The 13461-nt window shown below is 56.2% G+C and carries 13 protein-coding genes; 6 read left to right on the top strand and 7 right to left on the bottom strand.

Annotation, left to right across the window (positions count from 1 at the left end; all coding sequences use genetic code 11):
• Positions 1-2 precede the first annotated feature (2 nt).
• Complete coding sequence (locus tag ACUN9X_RS07620; RefSeq protein WP_445472688.1) at positions 3-1148, top strand: iron-containing alcohol dehydrogenase; 1146 nt, start codon at positions 3-5, stop codon at positions 1146-1148.
• A gap of 24 nt (positions 1149-1172) precedes the next feature.
• Here the strand turns inward: ACUN9X_RS07620 and cysQ are convergent, their stop codons facing one another.
• Together cysQ and ACUN9X_RS07610 are read right to left on the bottom strand one after the other, a co-directional pair.
• Complete coding sequence (cysQ, locus tag ACUN9X_RS07615; protein ID WP_260036155.1) at positions 1173-1946, bottom strand: 3'(2'),5'-bisphosphate nucleotidase CysQ; 774 nt, start codon at positions 1944-1946, stop codon at positions 1173-1175.
• Positions 1947-2061: 115 nt separating this feature from the next.
• Positions 2062-2799, bottom strand: coding sequence for a murein L,D-transpeptidase catalytic domain family protein (locus ACUN9X_RS07610; RefSeq protein WP_260036156.1), 738 nt, complete (start codon positions 2797-2799; stop codon positions 2062-2064).
• Between the two features lie 266 nt (positions 2800-3065).
• Here ACUN9X_RS07610 and ACUN9X_RS07605 point away from each other — a divergent pair, with 266 nt between their 5' ends.
• A complete protein-coding gene (locus tag ACUN9X_RS07605; RefSeq protein ID WP_445472687.1) occupies positions 3066-4733 on the top strand; it encodes a L,D-transpeptidase family protein in 1668 nt (555 codons plus the stop codon).
• A 254-nt stretch (positions 4734-4987) separates the two neighbouring features.
• Positions 4988-5974 carry a succinyl-CoA synthetase subunit beta gene (locus ACUN9X_RS07600; RefSeq protein ID WP_445472686.1) on the top strand — a complete coding sequence of 329 codons (987 nt, stop codon included), beginning with the start codon at positions 4988-4990 and terminating at the stop codon, positions 5972-5974.
• A gap of 43 nt (positions 5975-6017) precedes the next feature.
• Here ACUN9X_RS07600 and ypfJ read toward each other — a convergent pair whose 3' ends face one another.
• From ypfJ to codB, 5 genes are all read right to left on the bottom strand, one after another.
• Positions 6018-6926, bottom strand: coding sequence for a KPN_02809 family neutral zinc metallopeptidase (ypfJ, locus tag ACUN9X_RS07595; RefSeq protein WP_445472685.1), 909 nt, complete (start codon positions 6924-6926; stop codon positions 6018-6020).
• A gap of 129 nt (positions 6927-7055) precedes the next feature.
• Positions 7056-7943 (bottom strand): NAD-dependent protein deacetylase, encoded by an 888-nt coding sequence (locus ACUN9X_RS07590; RefSeq protein ID WP_445472684.1) that lies wholly within the window; start codon positions 7941-7943, stop codon positions 7056-7058.
• A 104-nt stretch (positions 7944-8047) separates the two neighbouring features.
• Positions 8048-9316, bottom strand: coding sequence for a cytosine deaminase (gene codA / locus ACUN9X_RS07585; RefSeq protein WP_445472683.1), 1269 nt, complete (start codon positions 9314-9316; stop codon positions 8048-8050).
• Positions 9316-10056, bottom strand: coding sequence for a PucR family transcriptional regulator (locus tag ACUN9X_RS07580; protein ID WP_445472682.1), 741 nt, complete (start codon positions 10054-10056; stop codon positions 9316-9318). The genes codA and ACUN9X_RS07580 overlap by 1 nt, the downstream gene beginning before the upstream one ends.
• Positions 10057-10059: 3 nt before the next feature.
• Positions 10060-11343, bottom strand: a complete 1284-nt coding sequence (gene codB, locus ACUN9X_RS07575; RefSeq protein WP_260036165.1) for a cytosine permease — start codon at positions 11341-11343, stop codon at positions 10060-10062.
• Positions 11344-11699: 356 nt separating this feature from the next.
• Here codB and ACUN9X_RS07570 point away from each other — a divergent pair, with 356 nt between their 5' ends.
• The 3 genes from ACUN9X_RS07570 to ACUN9X_RS07560 all read left to right on the top strand — a co-directional run bounded on the left by ACUN9X_RS07570 (position 11700) and on the right by ACUN9X_RS07560 (position 13421).
• Positions 11700-12011 carry a hypothetical protein gene (locus ACUN9X_RS07570; protein WP_445472681.1) on the top strand — a complete coding sequence of 104 codons (312 nt, stop codon included), beginning with the start codon at positions 11700-11702 and terminating at the stop codon, positions 12009-12011.
• 123 nt (positions 12012-12134) lie between these two features.
• Positions 12135-12749 (top strand): CBS domain-containing protein, encoded by a 615-nt coding sequence (locus ACUN9X_RS07565; protein WP_260036168.1) that lies wholly within the window; start codon positions 12135-12137, stop codon positions 12747-12749.
• A gap of 246 nt (positions 12750-12995) precedes the next feature.
• Complete coding sequence (locus tag ACUN9X_RS07560; RefSeq protein WP_445472680.1) at positions 12996-13421, top strand: hypothetical protein; 426 nt, start codon at positions 12996-12998, stop codon at positions 13419-13421.
• Positions 13422-13461: the final 40 nt, after the last annotated feature.

The raw sequence follows: 13461 nt of genomic DNA, 5'->3' as shown, positions 1-13461 counted from the left end.
TAATGACTGTTACCGCAAACTGGTCTTACCCCACCGCCATGCGTTTCGGCGCGGGTCGGATCGCTGAAATTGGTGAATGCTGCGCGGCAGCTGGTATTAAAAAGCCCTTGTTGGTGACGGATAGCGGGCTTGCAAGTCTGCCGATCACCCAGAGAACGCTTGATCTGATGGAACGCGCCGGACTGGGCCGCGCCATGTTTTCGGAGGTGGACCCCAACCCCACTGAAATCAATATGGAAGCCGGCCTGAAAGTCTATCGCGACGGCGGCCACGACGGAGTGATCGCCTTCGGCGGCGGTTCCGGACTCGACCTTGGCAAACTACTGGCATTTATGGCAGGTCAGACCCGGCCAGTGTGGGACTTCGAGGATATCGGTGACTGGTGGACCCGGGCCAATGCCGATGCTATCGCGCCCATCATCGCTGTGCCGACAACGGCCGGAACCGGCTCAGAGGTTGGGCGGGCCAGCGTGATAGTGAACAGTCAGACCCATGTGAAGAAGATTATTTTTCATCCCAAAATTCTCCCGGCGATCGTGATTTCAGATCCGGAACTCACTGTCGGCATGCCACCGTTCATCACCGCTGGCACGGGTATGGATGCATTTATTCATTGTTTCGAGGCCTTCTGCTCACCTCACTTCCATCCCATGAGTCAGGGCATTGCGCTGGAGGGCATGCGCCTGGTGAAGGAAAACCTGCCACGAGTCTACGAGGATGCCGGTGATATTGAAGCCCGGGGCAACATGCTGGTCGCCGCCGCTATGGGAGCCGTCGCCTTCCAGAAGGGGTTGGGGGCTACCCATGCGGTCTCCCATTCGGTCGGCGCGATTTACAACACCCATCACGGCATGACCAACGCAGTCGTTCTGCCCTCTGTCATCAAGATGAACCACCCCGCCATCGAAAACCGGGTGATCGACATTACCCATTACCTCGGCATTGCCGGCGGGTTCGACGGCTTTACCCGTTTCATCATGACATTGCGGGAAACGCTCAAAGTACCCGAGCGGCTTCGGGATATGGGCGTGGGAACAGACCGGATTGACGAGATGACCAAAATGGCACTGGAAGACCCAAGCGCAGGCGGCAACCCGATCAAGATGACCCCAGAAAATACCCGCGCTTTGTTTGAAGCCTGTATCTGATAGCGAAAGGTCAGTGGCTGCGCTCTAAGGCGTGTACCAGTCACCGGAAGCCACGAAGTGGGGGTTCAGCACATCCTGCTTGCCGTAGAGTAGTGGGCTGCCATCAAGCTGGCACACCTTGCCACCGGCTGCCGCCAGCACCGCCTGAGCGGCACCGGTGTCCCATTCGCTGGTTGGTCCCAGCCGCGGGTAGATATCCGCTGCGCCTTCAGCAATACGACAGAACTTCAGTGAACTGCCCGCCTGCATTAGCCGGTGACTCCCCAGCGCATCGATAAACTTGCGGGTATCCTCATTAAGATGACTCTTACTTGCCATCACCCTTTTCTGATCCGGCGGCACAGCCACCTGGATAGGCCGGGTCTGACCCCGGCTATCACGCTTCCAGGCGCCCTTACCCAGCACGCCCCAGAATGCTTCACCCAATGCAGGCGCTGTGACCACGCCCAGTATCGGCACCCCGTTTTCGATCAGTGCGATATTAACCGTAAACTCACCCGTGCGACTGACAAAATCCTTGGTGCCATCAATCGGATCGACCAGCCAGAACCGGTGCCAGCCTTTACGCTCGTCCCAGGGCGCATTGGCGGATTCTTCCGACAACACCGGAATATCACCTGCCAGTTCAGCCAGTCCGTTTACGATAATATGGTGAGACGCCAGATCAGCCGAAGTCACAGGCGACTCATCGGCCTTGTGATCAACCTCGAAATCCGTCTGGTAAATGGCCATGACTTTCTGGCTGGCAAGATCGGCGAGTTTCAGGAGTGCAGGAAAGTAGGAGGAAACCGGCGTCATTAGAGCCCCATTGGCAGATTGGCTGAATCCGTTCAGTCTAACGAAAGTCAGCCAGTGCTGCGATTGCCGGTTACGGTTGTCGGCCAAGATTGTCGACTACCATGGGGTAGGGAAATCAGATACGGCCATTGTCCTCGATGTCAGCATGGTCTGCACCGGCCATCTGCGCCCGGCCACAATGCAACATGTCAGACGACTGCAACCACTTCTGGTCAGGGTAATAGGTAAAAACAAACTGACCGCCTTTGAGGTTATCCACGACTCTGCGGATGATTTTCTGGCTTACTGCCGGGCACCCCAGGCTGCGACCGATACGGCCATAGTTTGCGATCCAGGACGGATCAACATAATCGGCGCCATGAATCACAATGGCACGCTGACGGGCGAGATCATTAACGCCGGACTCCAGACCATCCAGCCGCAACGAATAGCCGTGCTTGCCGCGATAGGTTTCACTGGCCTGAAACAGCCCGATGCTCGACTGGTGACTGCCCTCTACATTGGAGAACGCAGTCGCCATGTTGTCACCGGAATTCCTGCCATGAGCCACCAGATCACGCAGCACCAGCGCCCCGGATTTCAGATCAAAAATCCAGAGTCGCCGCTCGGTTGACGGCAGCGAAAAATCGATTACGGCCAAGCGCTGAGGCTGTTCGAGGCCGCTGCTGATAGCGCACTGAGATGCCTGCAGCGCATTTTTCAGCACGCCCTTGTTCAGGTTGGGCGCCGACTTGCTCAGATTGGCCAACAGGGCATCGTTGAAAACGCCGGCTTGAGCCGACGCAGAAAACTGGAATGCAAACAGAACGCTCATTGCGATTGCCAACAGACTGCAGGGGCGTTTGTTCGTCATTGCTTTACCTTTCAGACATTAAAGTGATCAGACTGGGCGATCAGATCACTGAACGCGCAGGGCTATTGAATTCTTAAATCTCGCCGAGGTAGTCTGGATTTCTGAACCAACGTACTAGACTAGATAAACAGGCTGATTATTTTTTAAGCAACTCGGTTTCTATAGTTTTCGGTGCAATTTGGCCACGATCGGAACTAAGAGAAGCTGGCGATCGATCGCACGAGATTGCAGGCCAAGGATGGCGCATTCTAACAAGGATTTGCGTGATGCCAATTCAATTGTACAAATTTCATACAAAACAGAGCGTTTGGCAACGCTTCCTGAGATGCGCTCTGATATTGCCATTGTTTCTCGCATGGACGCCGACTGCTCTTGCCCTGCATCGAATCGATCCCGATGTCTGCGAAACCCTGCCGGCTATCTCCGAGTTTCATCAGCAAGCATTGACTCAATTCGAATTGCAGACACAGGGGTTGGCGCTTTGGCGTGATCCTGCGCAGCTGGATGCTTTATTAAGCCAATTGATTGCAGTTGCTGACGACGGCCTTGATCCGCTCGATTACCACTTTGAAGAGCTGGCCCATGCCCGTTCCCACCTGGCCACATGGGGGCAGTTAGGGCGTTGCGATATCAAGCTTGCGACCGATGCTTACCTGCTGGCGCTTTCAGACCTGCATTACGGCAGAGCCCGCATACAGGGCACTGACGCCGTCTGGCAGGCGCCGCAGTTCACCCGTCCGCCGCAGCCAGCTCAACTTGTGACCATTGCACTTCAAGGGCTGTCGGATCTGCCGCTTGCCTTTAATGAAGCGCGTCCGCAGCTACCCCGCTATCTGAACCTGCGCAATGCCTATCGCATAGCACGCGATAATCTGCCGTCACAGTGGCCGGAAGTGCCTCCCGGGCCAACACTTGAAGAAAGTGATCTGTCAGATCGCGTCATGGCACTGCGGGCGCGCCTGGAGGCCGAACGCTATATCGCGATGCCCGTCACCGCCTCACCCACACAGGCCACCGACGCCGCTTCACCTTCAGCCGCCTCTGTAGCCGCAGCTCAACGATTTGATCCACAGCTGACCGCTGCTGTGGAGGCGTTTCAGCAACGGCATGGCCTTGAGGTTGACGGCAAGGTGGGCAAAGGTACGCTGGCGGCCCTCAATGTCACGCCGGCCGAGCGCCTGGAGCAGATCAAGGCCAATCTGGAACGCCTGCGCTGGCTGGCACAGGACATGGGGCGGGATGCGAATCGCAACCTGTTGCTGGTGGATATTGCCGGAGCTCGTCTGGAGCTCTACGAAAAGGGACAGCTGAGCTGGACCGGCCGGGCTCAGGTCGGAAGGCCCACGCGGGAAACCCCCGAACTTAAATCCATGATTACGCACGTCACGGTCAACCCTACCTGGAATATTCCACGTAGCATTTTCCTGAAAGACGCCCTGCCGTCGATCATGCGTGACCCTCTTTACCTGAGCAAACGCAATATCCGGGTCTACAACTCGACCGGCGACGAACTGGATCCGCTCGTTGTCGACTGGCAAAACCCGAAGAACCTGTCACTGAAGCAGGACCCCGGCCCCGGCAACGCACTGGGTGAGGTGGTAATCCGGTTTTCCAATCCATTCGCTGTGTACCTGCACGACACGCCTTCCTCCGGACTATTCAATACATCGCAGCGGTTTTACAGTTCCGGTTGCGTGCGGGTAGAGGGTGCAATGGAGCTAACCCGCAAGCTGTTTGCCAGCGGGTCGGCTGAACAGATGGCACAATTTGAAGCGGCCAAGGCATCCGGCTTATCCCGCAATGTGCACCTGCCCAAAGGCGTTTATGTTGTTTTGGCGTACTGGACCGCAGAAGCCAATCAGGCAGGGGAAATCTCGTTCAGACCCGATGTCTATCACAGCGATGGCTCGCTGCTGGCGATGCTGGACAACTGACTCCCGTCTCCCCAAAAAACCGGCCACCGCCAGCCACTCAAGCAAGTGTATGATTATTAATGGGTTATAATTTTAACTCAGGGTATAGTGACGACAGACATCAATCCGTGGTGTGATAGTGGCCGGATTCCAAACGGCTGACATAAGGCATCTGGAAGGCCCAAACAAGAAACCTGGCCCGAACCCTGTTCACAGATTCCTGACGGAACTCAAAGCGCCAGCGGCTTTTATACAAATTCAGTGTGGTGACCCAATTGGCATTTCTCAGTGGCAGACTGAGCCAGCGCCTGGCGCTGTGCGCAGTAGCAGTGCTACTTCCCTTCTTCTTCGTGGGTGGCCCCGACTGGGCCTCTGACCCCCTGTACAAGTCGGCGTGGAATCTCGGTCACATTCTGTTCTTTGGAACACTGACGCTCGCCATTCGACCCCACCAGTGGCTGGATGGATGGCGCCTGTGGCTGGCCAGCACTACAGCGGCATTGATCGCGGGCTGTATCATTGAGCTGCTTCAGGGCGACCTGGGTCGCCAGAGTGATATTCAGGATGTGTTCCGCAACCTGATTGGCATGTGGTTGGTGATGTCATGGGTGAGTCCGCTCTCGTTCAACAACGCCCCCGCACCAATCAACCTCGCCATTAAATGGCTGATGCGGGCCGGCGCGATCCTGCTGCTGGCATTTCAGCTTCAAGCGGTATTCGATGTCGCTCGCCAGCAATACCGGATTGCCCACCAATTGCCCCTGGTTTACGACTTCAACACCACCGGTGCCTGGCGTTACTGGAGCGGGGATGTGTGGCTGGCGGAGCAACATACAGAAAATGCCCGCTACAGCCTCAGGCTGAAATTGAGCACGGACCACTACTCAGGCACCACGTTGCATAACCTGCCGGCAAACTGGACAGATTATGATCGCCTGTACATTGCAATGTACAACCCCGCCTCAACGCCAATAACGCTCAGTTTGCGCATCAACGATTTGGCACACGACCGGGGCGATAATGCCTTCGAAGATCGCTATAACACCAAGCTGACTCTCAAGCCCGGCGTCAATCATTTCCACATTCGCCTGGACGCGGTTAAAACTGCGCCCGCAACCCGCGAAATGGATATGGACGATATTCGCAGGTTGGTTATATTCACCACGCAACTGGATAAACCCAGAACGGTGTTTGTGACCGGCCTGAAGCTCGAAAAGACTGAAAAGCATGACCATGAACAGATCAAACAGGAAACGGATTGAACGGCACTGTTAACGTGACCATCCACATGCCCGCCAGCCGCGCCTAGAGTGAATTGGCGGTGAAGGTATCGCAGACGTTGACATCACCGGACTCGAATCCTTTCCTGAACCAGCGCACGCGCTGTTCCGAACTGCCATGGGTAAAACTGTCCGGCACGACTTGCCCGCCGCCCTGTTTCTGCAAGCGGTCATCCCCGATGGAGGATGCAGCGGTCAGCGCTTCCTCCAGATCCCCTTCTTCCAGCAACTGACGTTCGGTCCTGGCATGATGCCCCCAGACACCGGCGAAACAGTCGGCTTGTAACTCCTGGCGCACAGACAGAGCATTGACCTCAGCTTCGCTTCTGCCCTGCCCGGCTTGCTGCACTTTTTCGCTGATACCCAGCAAGGTTTGTACGTGGTGTCCCACTTCGTGGGCGATCACATAGGCCTGGGCGAAATCGCCCGGCGCCCCGTAACGGCTGCTCAGATCCTGAAAAAAGGAAAGATCCAGATAAACCTGTTTGTCTCCGGGACAGTAAAACGGCCCGACAGCCGAACTGGCTGTGCCACAGGCCGAGTTTACCCGACCCGAAAACAGCACAAGCGTCGGTTCCTGGTAATGTCCGCCAAGCTGGTTAAAAACGGTTTGCCAGGTATCCTCGGTATCGGCCAGCACCACTGAAACAAACTGCGTCATCTCCTGTTCCTGAGGGGTCAGCTCGCGCGAAGACTGTTCGGTGTTGGTACCGCCACCGCCAAACAACATTGGTAGCAGATCAATGCCCAGAAACCGGCTGCCGACAATCACGACAACGGCCACCACCAGCACAATGCGCCCGACTTTACTTCTCAGCATCATCGGCAAGAAACGCAGCAACACCATGGCGCCCGCGCCCGAAGATGCGTAGCCCGGTGACTCTCCCCGCCGGTCCTGAACGTTTGAACTTTGTCGCCTGCCTCGCCAACGCATGTCACTGTCTCCTTCAATCACAGCATCAGGGCCCGACGACAACTGCGCGGGCTGCTTGTTTACTATAGGCCAGTTCAACGAAAGCAGACGCAGGAACGCAGGAATTTAAGACTGATATAACCGGTTTGCTCAGCCGGCCGTTAACGCAGCCAGCGTTTCGCCAATACGGGCATTCAGTTTGAGATCGACGATGCTGTCAGCGCGGGTGCGCCCCATGTTCAGGGTTGCGATAGGCTTGTGCCAGTCCCGGGCATAGCGGCAGAAACGAAAACCCGAATACACCATTAATGATGATCCGATAACCAGCAGGCCATCGCTGGACTTGAGCGCATCCAGAGAAGCGGTTACCCGGTGTTTGGGAACATAATCACCAAAGAACACCACATCCGGTTTGAGGATTCCGCCGCAGGCGGGGCAATTCGCAACTCTGAAGCTTTCAAAATCCACCTCCAGATCCGCATCGCCGTCCGGTGCGGCTTCCGCTGTGTAGGCGCCGAACGCAGGATTAAGGTCAGCGCAACGCGCATGCACCTCATCCCGGTCGCAGCGATAACCGCAGTCCATGCAGAGCACCTGATCCGCCCGACCGTGAAGATCCGTGACCCGATCACTGCCGGCCCGCTGATGCAGCCGATCAACATTCTGGGTTACCACCAGACTGCAGTGCGCTCGGCGTTCAAGCTCAGCCACATGAAAATGGGCCGGGTTGGGTTTGGCATTCCGGATCATCGGCCAGCCGATAAGGCTACGCCCCCAGTAGCGCTGGCGCACATCTGAACGGTTCATGAATTCCTGATGCTGAACCGGCTGCCGACGTTTCCAGGCGCCGTCTCCGTCACGGTAATCGGGGATGCCGGAATCGGTGCTGACACCAGCACCGGTCAGAACAAGGAGATTGGGGTAACGCCGGATGAACTCAGCCAGCCGAGAGGCCGCCATTTCAGGGGCCTGGAGTTCAGGCGCAGGCCCATCCAGAGGCATTCTGATGGCGTGAGCAGGGTGCTTTTTGGCAGACATACAGCAAGCTCCGGTTAAATCAGAGTCGTCGCTTACTCTAGTGCCACTGCCGCCGAAACCGCAATGACAAAAAGCGCCGCAGGCGATCAGCCTGCGGATACCCATCATTGAGCAGGTGAGTGCTCCCAGCCCTCAACGGTCATCACCGCGGGCTCCCGGGAGACCAGTACTCTGCCGTCACGAACCGACGCCATCACAGGTGACTGGTTCAGCAACACGTCATAGGGCGTGGCTCCGTGGAGTACAACACAACGGGCAGGCAAACCTTTTTCGATGCCATACTGGTCCAGATTCAGAACAGCAGCGCCGTTGTGAGTGATGATCTCCAGCGATGTTTCAATCCGATCCGTACCGAGCATATGACAGGCGTGCAGCCCCACGTCCAGCGTACGCAGCAGGTTGCCATTGCCCATCGGATACCAGGGGTCTCGTATCGAATCCTGGCCCATCGCAACTTTAAGGCCCGCATCCAGCAATTCTGGCACCCGCGTGATGCCACGGCGTTTGGGATAGCCGTCAAAACGGCCCTGCAGGTGAAGGTTTTCGGTCGGCAAGGCAACAAAGCGCAGATTGGATTTCTGTAACAAGCGGAACAACCGGCTGCAGTAGGCCTCATTATAGGAATGCATCGCACAGGTATGGCTGGCGGTCACGCGCTCACCGTATCCACGCTTCAGCGCTTCTGCAGCCAATACCTCCAGAAAGCGCGAATTGGGGTCATCAATTTCATCACAGTGCACATCCACAAGGCTGTCGGTTGCTTCCGCCAGAGCCATCAGTTTCTGTACCGACTCGACACCGTAGTCACGGGTAAACTCGAAATGCGGTATCCCGCCTACAACGTCAGCACCCAACGCCACGGCCCGTTTCATCAGTTCGATACCGTTGGGAAATGACAGAATACCTTCCTGAGGAAACGCTACGATCTGCAGGTCGATGAAATTCCGAACCCGTTTACGCACCTCCAGCATGCCTTTCAGTGCGGTCAGTGTCGGGTCGGTCACATCCACATGGGTCCGGACATACTGAATACCGTGAGCCGCAAACAGTTTGAGGGTCTGCTCCGCCCGGTTGATGACATCGTCGTGTGTGAGCATTGGTTTGCGCTCAGACCAGCATTCGATACCTTCAAACAGGGTGCCGCTGCGATTCCAGCGGGGTTCCCCCGCAGTCAGTGCGGCATCAAGGTGGATATGAGGCTCTACGAACGGCGGGCAAACCAGGTTGCCGCCGGCATCCAGTTCGTTGTCTTCCACGGGGGCCCGCTCACCCAGCGGTTGAATATCCGCAAAACGACCCTCCTGGATCCGTATCCTGTGCAGGCCGTCAAGGCCACTCAGACGAGCGTTGGTAATGGCATTGGGTTGGAACATTACGGGGCATCTCCGATGTCTGTTGTGTCGCTGTGCGCGCGCAATAGCGCCCGCGCTAAAATCAGCGTTTCCATGTCTGACACACTTGACGGACTGAGGCCCGTCAAACGAAAGAGTTTATTGAGGCGGTATCTGACCGAGTTGCGGTGGCTGCCGAGTGCCGCGGCCGTCGCTGTCAGGTTGCCACCGTTAACAAGCCAGGCATCAAGCATCGGGGACAACTGCTCAAGCAGATCAAGCTGTTGACCAACGCAAGGTGCAATCAACTGGCGCAAAGCTTCCGGATTACCGATCCGGGCCTGCAACCGGACACTCAACGCTGCCGGTTCCGGAACGGCTGTGCGTTGCTCGGCGGCGATAATCTCTCGACTGATAACCTCGGTCACCGTGACCATCGGCAACGAGTAAGGTTGTTCCAACAGCGGAAGCTCCAGATCATCCGCAAGTCTCATCAGGGTCGACGGTAGCTGACCGATATAAGCGTCGCCGGTTAAAATAACCAGTCCCGCAATGCCTGCTTCAATTCCCTCATAAAGCAATTCCGAGAGATTATCAGGGCTCCGGTGGCGGCCAATTCCGGTGACAAAAACCAACTCACCACCTTTAACCCAGGGTTTGAAGGAGCGATTCTCCGCCACGTAGGGCCAGCGGATCCGTCGTTGCAGACCGCAAGCGCCTGCCCTCAGCCTGATCGCATCCAGGCCCGGGAGATGCGGTATCTGGTCACAGGTTAACGCCATAATTTACGTCGCATTCACCTGGGATTCACGGCGCGCCTTAACGCCGTCACAGGCAATGAAAAAGAGCGTATAGGCCATCCCCGCTACAATCACGCCCACCACCGGTGCAACCCAGGGCGACGTATAAGCCGCAAATGATCCCACTCCGTAGGCTGCCAGCCCGATATAATTGAACGCAGGCAGCGGCGCCTGTGCAATGTCCGGATACCGGCCCCGGTAAGCGACAACAAAGTTAGCCATGATCACGCCACCAATGGGGGGAATAAAGGTCCCCAGCAGAATCAGGAAGGGAATCAGCCACTCATACATACCGAGCACAGCCAGCAGGGTGCCAATGCCAGCACCTACCAGGGTAACCATCTTGCGCCGACGTGTTCGCAGCAGGTTACAGCCAGCCACCGCGAAGTTATAAACCGTGTTGTCCTGAGTCGTCCAGAGGTTGAGAAACAGCATCAGGATACCCAGCGTGGCCAACCCTTGGGCTACCATAATGTCGACGATATCCGCCTGTTGATAGACCAGAGCGCCAAAGGCCCCGACCAGTGTCATCAAGCCATTACCCACGAAAAACGCAGCCAGCGTTGCCCAGACTGCCGACTTCCCGGAACGGGCAAACCGCGTCCAGTTAGTGGCCTGGGTGCCGCCACTCACAAAGGTACCGAAAACCAGTGTGATCGCCGCAGCGATACTGAGATCACTGGTGGGGGCTATCGCAGTCAGTCCCGCCAGCCCTCCTGCATCCGATGTCGCAATCGTCATGCTGACAGCGATCAGGATAATCATCGCCGGCACCGCAAAGCGGGACAGCATCTCCAATCCCTTGTAGCCGATAAAGGCACTGATACAGAAGCCGAAGCCAAATACCACCATCAATGGCAGCGTCCAGGATTCGGACAGGCCTGTCATTTTCACCAGCAACATGGCCATGGTGGCCGTTCCCCAGGCATACCAGCCGATCTGGGTAAACCCGAGGATAATGTCAGACAACTTGCTGCCGATCTGACCAAAAGCAAACCGGCTCATCAACGCGGTGTTAAGGCCGGATTTTGCTGCGATATAGCCCAACCCTGCGGCGTAAAGTCCCAACAACAGATTGCCGATGGCAAGCACCCAGAGCATCGATGAAAAGTCGAACGCTGTGCCGACTGTCCCACCGGCCCACATCGTCGCTGTAAAGAAAGTAAATCCCAGCAGGACCAGCCCCATGGACCAGAGGCTTTTCCTCGCTGAAAGAGGCACTGCCGATAGCGGATAATCCTGCTCTTCGGGTGTCGGTGAATGGTTCATCAGTGTTTTCTCCAGTGGCGTTTTCAGTATCTGTTATCCACATTGGCAATGCCTGTGCCAGAAGCCACTGTTGCGTTCATTTCATCCCGTCACACGCCTTGAATTTGTGCGCATTGCACAACTGCACATTCAATCAACGCTATCGTCGTGCAACTGCGCACCTTATCAATGCAAATTTGGGCCACCTGCATCAACCCGGTGCAACATCCAAAATGCGCTCAGGTTGTTGCTGCGAATGGATAAATCAACAAGACGGTTTGTAAGTGTATTCCCGGTATTCAGCCGCCCTTTTTTGTGCCTATACTGAGTTATAGCAATTGGAACGCTTTGAGTTAAAGGAGCGAAAAGCAGGTTTCATGATGACGAGCGCACTGACGTATCGCGCTACTTTACTGGCGACGATAATCACACTGCTGTTTTTGGGCATGACGCTATCAAAGTCCGTCAGCCTTCCGGGCGCGCCTATGGCGGTCGGTTACAGTGTCGATATATCCGGCGACGATCCGTCATCCGCTCCGCTGGATGCAGCACCACCTACCCCCGATACATTCTCCGTACTGGCCGTTTCCGCAAGCGAGCCCCTATCGGATTATGCTGACGACCCTGGCATTCGCCCACGGATCCTGAGTTATCCGGTATTACCGCAAGGCCCTCCTCACACAGCCTGATATTGCGCACTACCCGCTGACCGGTTGGTACCGACTATGGCTCACAGCCTATGTTGAGCCGTCAACACCTTGTACCGACCTGACAGATCAGCTTTCTGCAAACCAGGATTTGTGAGGAATACCATGAACGCAGCACTCAACACGCCGTACCGCAACATCCCTACCGAAGAACTACTGGGCAGCCCTCGAATCGCCTACCCTGACACCCAGGCATCACTGACACTGGACGACCCGGCAACTGAAGTCATGGTCGATTTCAGGGCTTCCCGCCCATCGGTCATCAGTGGCGATCTCCCCCTTCACGACGCCCGCGCGTTGATGAGGACCACAGAGGAATCGATAAAGCTGGTGGTCAATCGTGCCGGCGAATTCGTCGGGATCATCACTCTCAAGGATTTTCTGGGTAAAAAGGCGCTGGCCAAGGCACACGCCATGTCGGTAAGGCTTGATGCAGTTCAGGTCAAAGACATTATGCAGCGCACCAGCCAGTTGCCGAGCATCCATACCCGGCACCTGCGTAACGTGAAGGTGGGCGATATAGTCGAAACCTTCAATCAGGCTCAGTCGGAGCACTTCCTGATCTTCGAGAATGATAGTGAACACCCCGACAGAAGCTGTCTGCGCGGCTTGATTTCAGCCAGTGATGTGGCATTGCGGCTGAATATCTCGCTGGAGAGTATGGCCCGTGCAAAATCCTTTTCGGACATTGTGCATGCAGTAAACGGCACCTTCGACTGAGTCAGGACAGCTCACAACAAGCTGGCCCCCTGTGGGCCAGCGGCCTCTCGTTGAGAGGAATCCGTCTCGCCACACCGATTGCAGATTCACGTCACTGTCCAGAAACTGACGCCCCAAGCCACCAACCAGACCTGTTGTTCCGGTTCGCGGGCAGATCCCCACTTGTTTTGCGGCGCATCCAGACCTAATCTCACAGGGGGTATTCAGGATTTGCCCTTGTCCATCCACGGAAAAGGAGATTGCATCATGCCCGCAGACGGAGTGACATCCATCCTTCTTGTTGTATCAACCGCGACAGTCAAAGATGCTGGCTCTGACATGTTTTTTGAGCTCATCATCCCCGAACTGGCGTCGACCGAATCACCGGCCCCCACTGCTCCTGGCGACACCGGAATATACACACTCCCGGCAAACGGCTCCAAAACCATTGACCAGATCTCGCCGACTGACATCACCATCAGCGCGGATATGCCCAATGGTGACAATGCCTGGTTACCCGCATCCCTGTATCTGCTCGCCAAAACAGATACATCGGACTATCAGCTGGTGTGCGGTATTCCACAATGGCCGAGCCAGATCTGGATCAGCGAGGACCAAAGTGCCCACACATTACCACCGGCCTTTCCGGCCATTTCACTGCAGAATGTACTGGACGCCCGCAACCCGTTCTGAGGCCAAAACAACGGGGCATGCCCACTTTTTCCAAACCGGC

Source organism: Marinobacter sp. V032 (genome assembly GCF_052645435.1).
This window is presented reverse-complemented; position numbering and strand designations above follow the sequence as displayed.

Bases quoted from the DNA above. Each gene is read 5' to 3' on its own strand.
- ACUN9X_RS07620 (WP_445472688.1), top strand. From the start codon at position 3: ATGACTGTTACCGCAAACTGGTCTTACCCCACCGCCATGCGTTTCGGC.
- cysQ (WP_260036155.1), bottom strand. From the start codon at position 1,946: ATGACGCCGGTTTCCTCCTACTTTCCTGCACTCCTGAAACTCGCCGAT.
- ACUN9X_RS07610 (WP_260036156.1), bottom strand. From the start codon at position 2,799: ATGACGAACAAACGCCCCTGCAGTCTGTTGGCAATCGCAATGAGCGTT.
- ACUN9X_RS07605 (WP_445472687.1), top strand. From the start codon at position 3,066: ATGCCAATTCAATTGTACAAATTTCATACAAAACAGAGCGTTTGGCAA.
- ypfJ (WP_445472685.1), bottom strand. From the start codon at position 6,926: ATGCGTTGGCGAGGCAGGCGACAAAGTTCAAACGTTCAGGACCGGCGG.
- ACUN9X_RS07590 (WP_445472684.1), bottom strand. From the start codon at position 7,943: ATGTCTGCCAAAAAGCACCCTGCTCACGCCATCAGAATGCCTCTGGAT.
- codA (WP_445472683.1), bottom strand. From the start codon at position 9,316: ATGTTCCAACCCAATGCCATTACCAACGCTCGTCTGAGTGGCCTTGAC.
- ACUN9X_RS07580 (WP_445472682.1), bottom strand. From the start codon at position 10,056: ATGGCGTTAACCTGTGACCAGATACCGCATCTCCCGGGCCTGGATGCG.
- codB (WP_260036165.1), bottom strand. From the start codon at position 11,343: ATGAACCATTCACCGACACCCGAAGAGCAGGATTATCCGCTATCGGCA.
- ACUN9X_RS07570 (WP_445472681.1), top strand. From the start codon at position 11,700: ATGATGACGAGCGCACTGACGTATCGCGCTACTTTACTGGCGACGATA.
- ACUN9X_RS07565 (WP_260036168.1), top strand. From the start codon at position 12,135: ATGAACGCAGCACTCAACACGCCGTACCGCAACATCCCTACCGAAGAA.
- ACUN9X_RS07560 (WP_445472680.1), top strand. From the start codon at position 12,996: ATGCCCGCAGACGGAGTGACATCCATCCTTCTTGTTGTATCAACCGCG.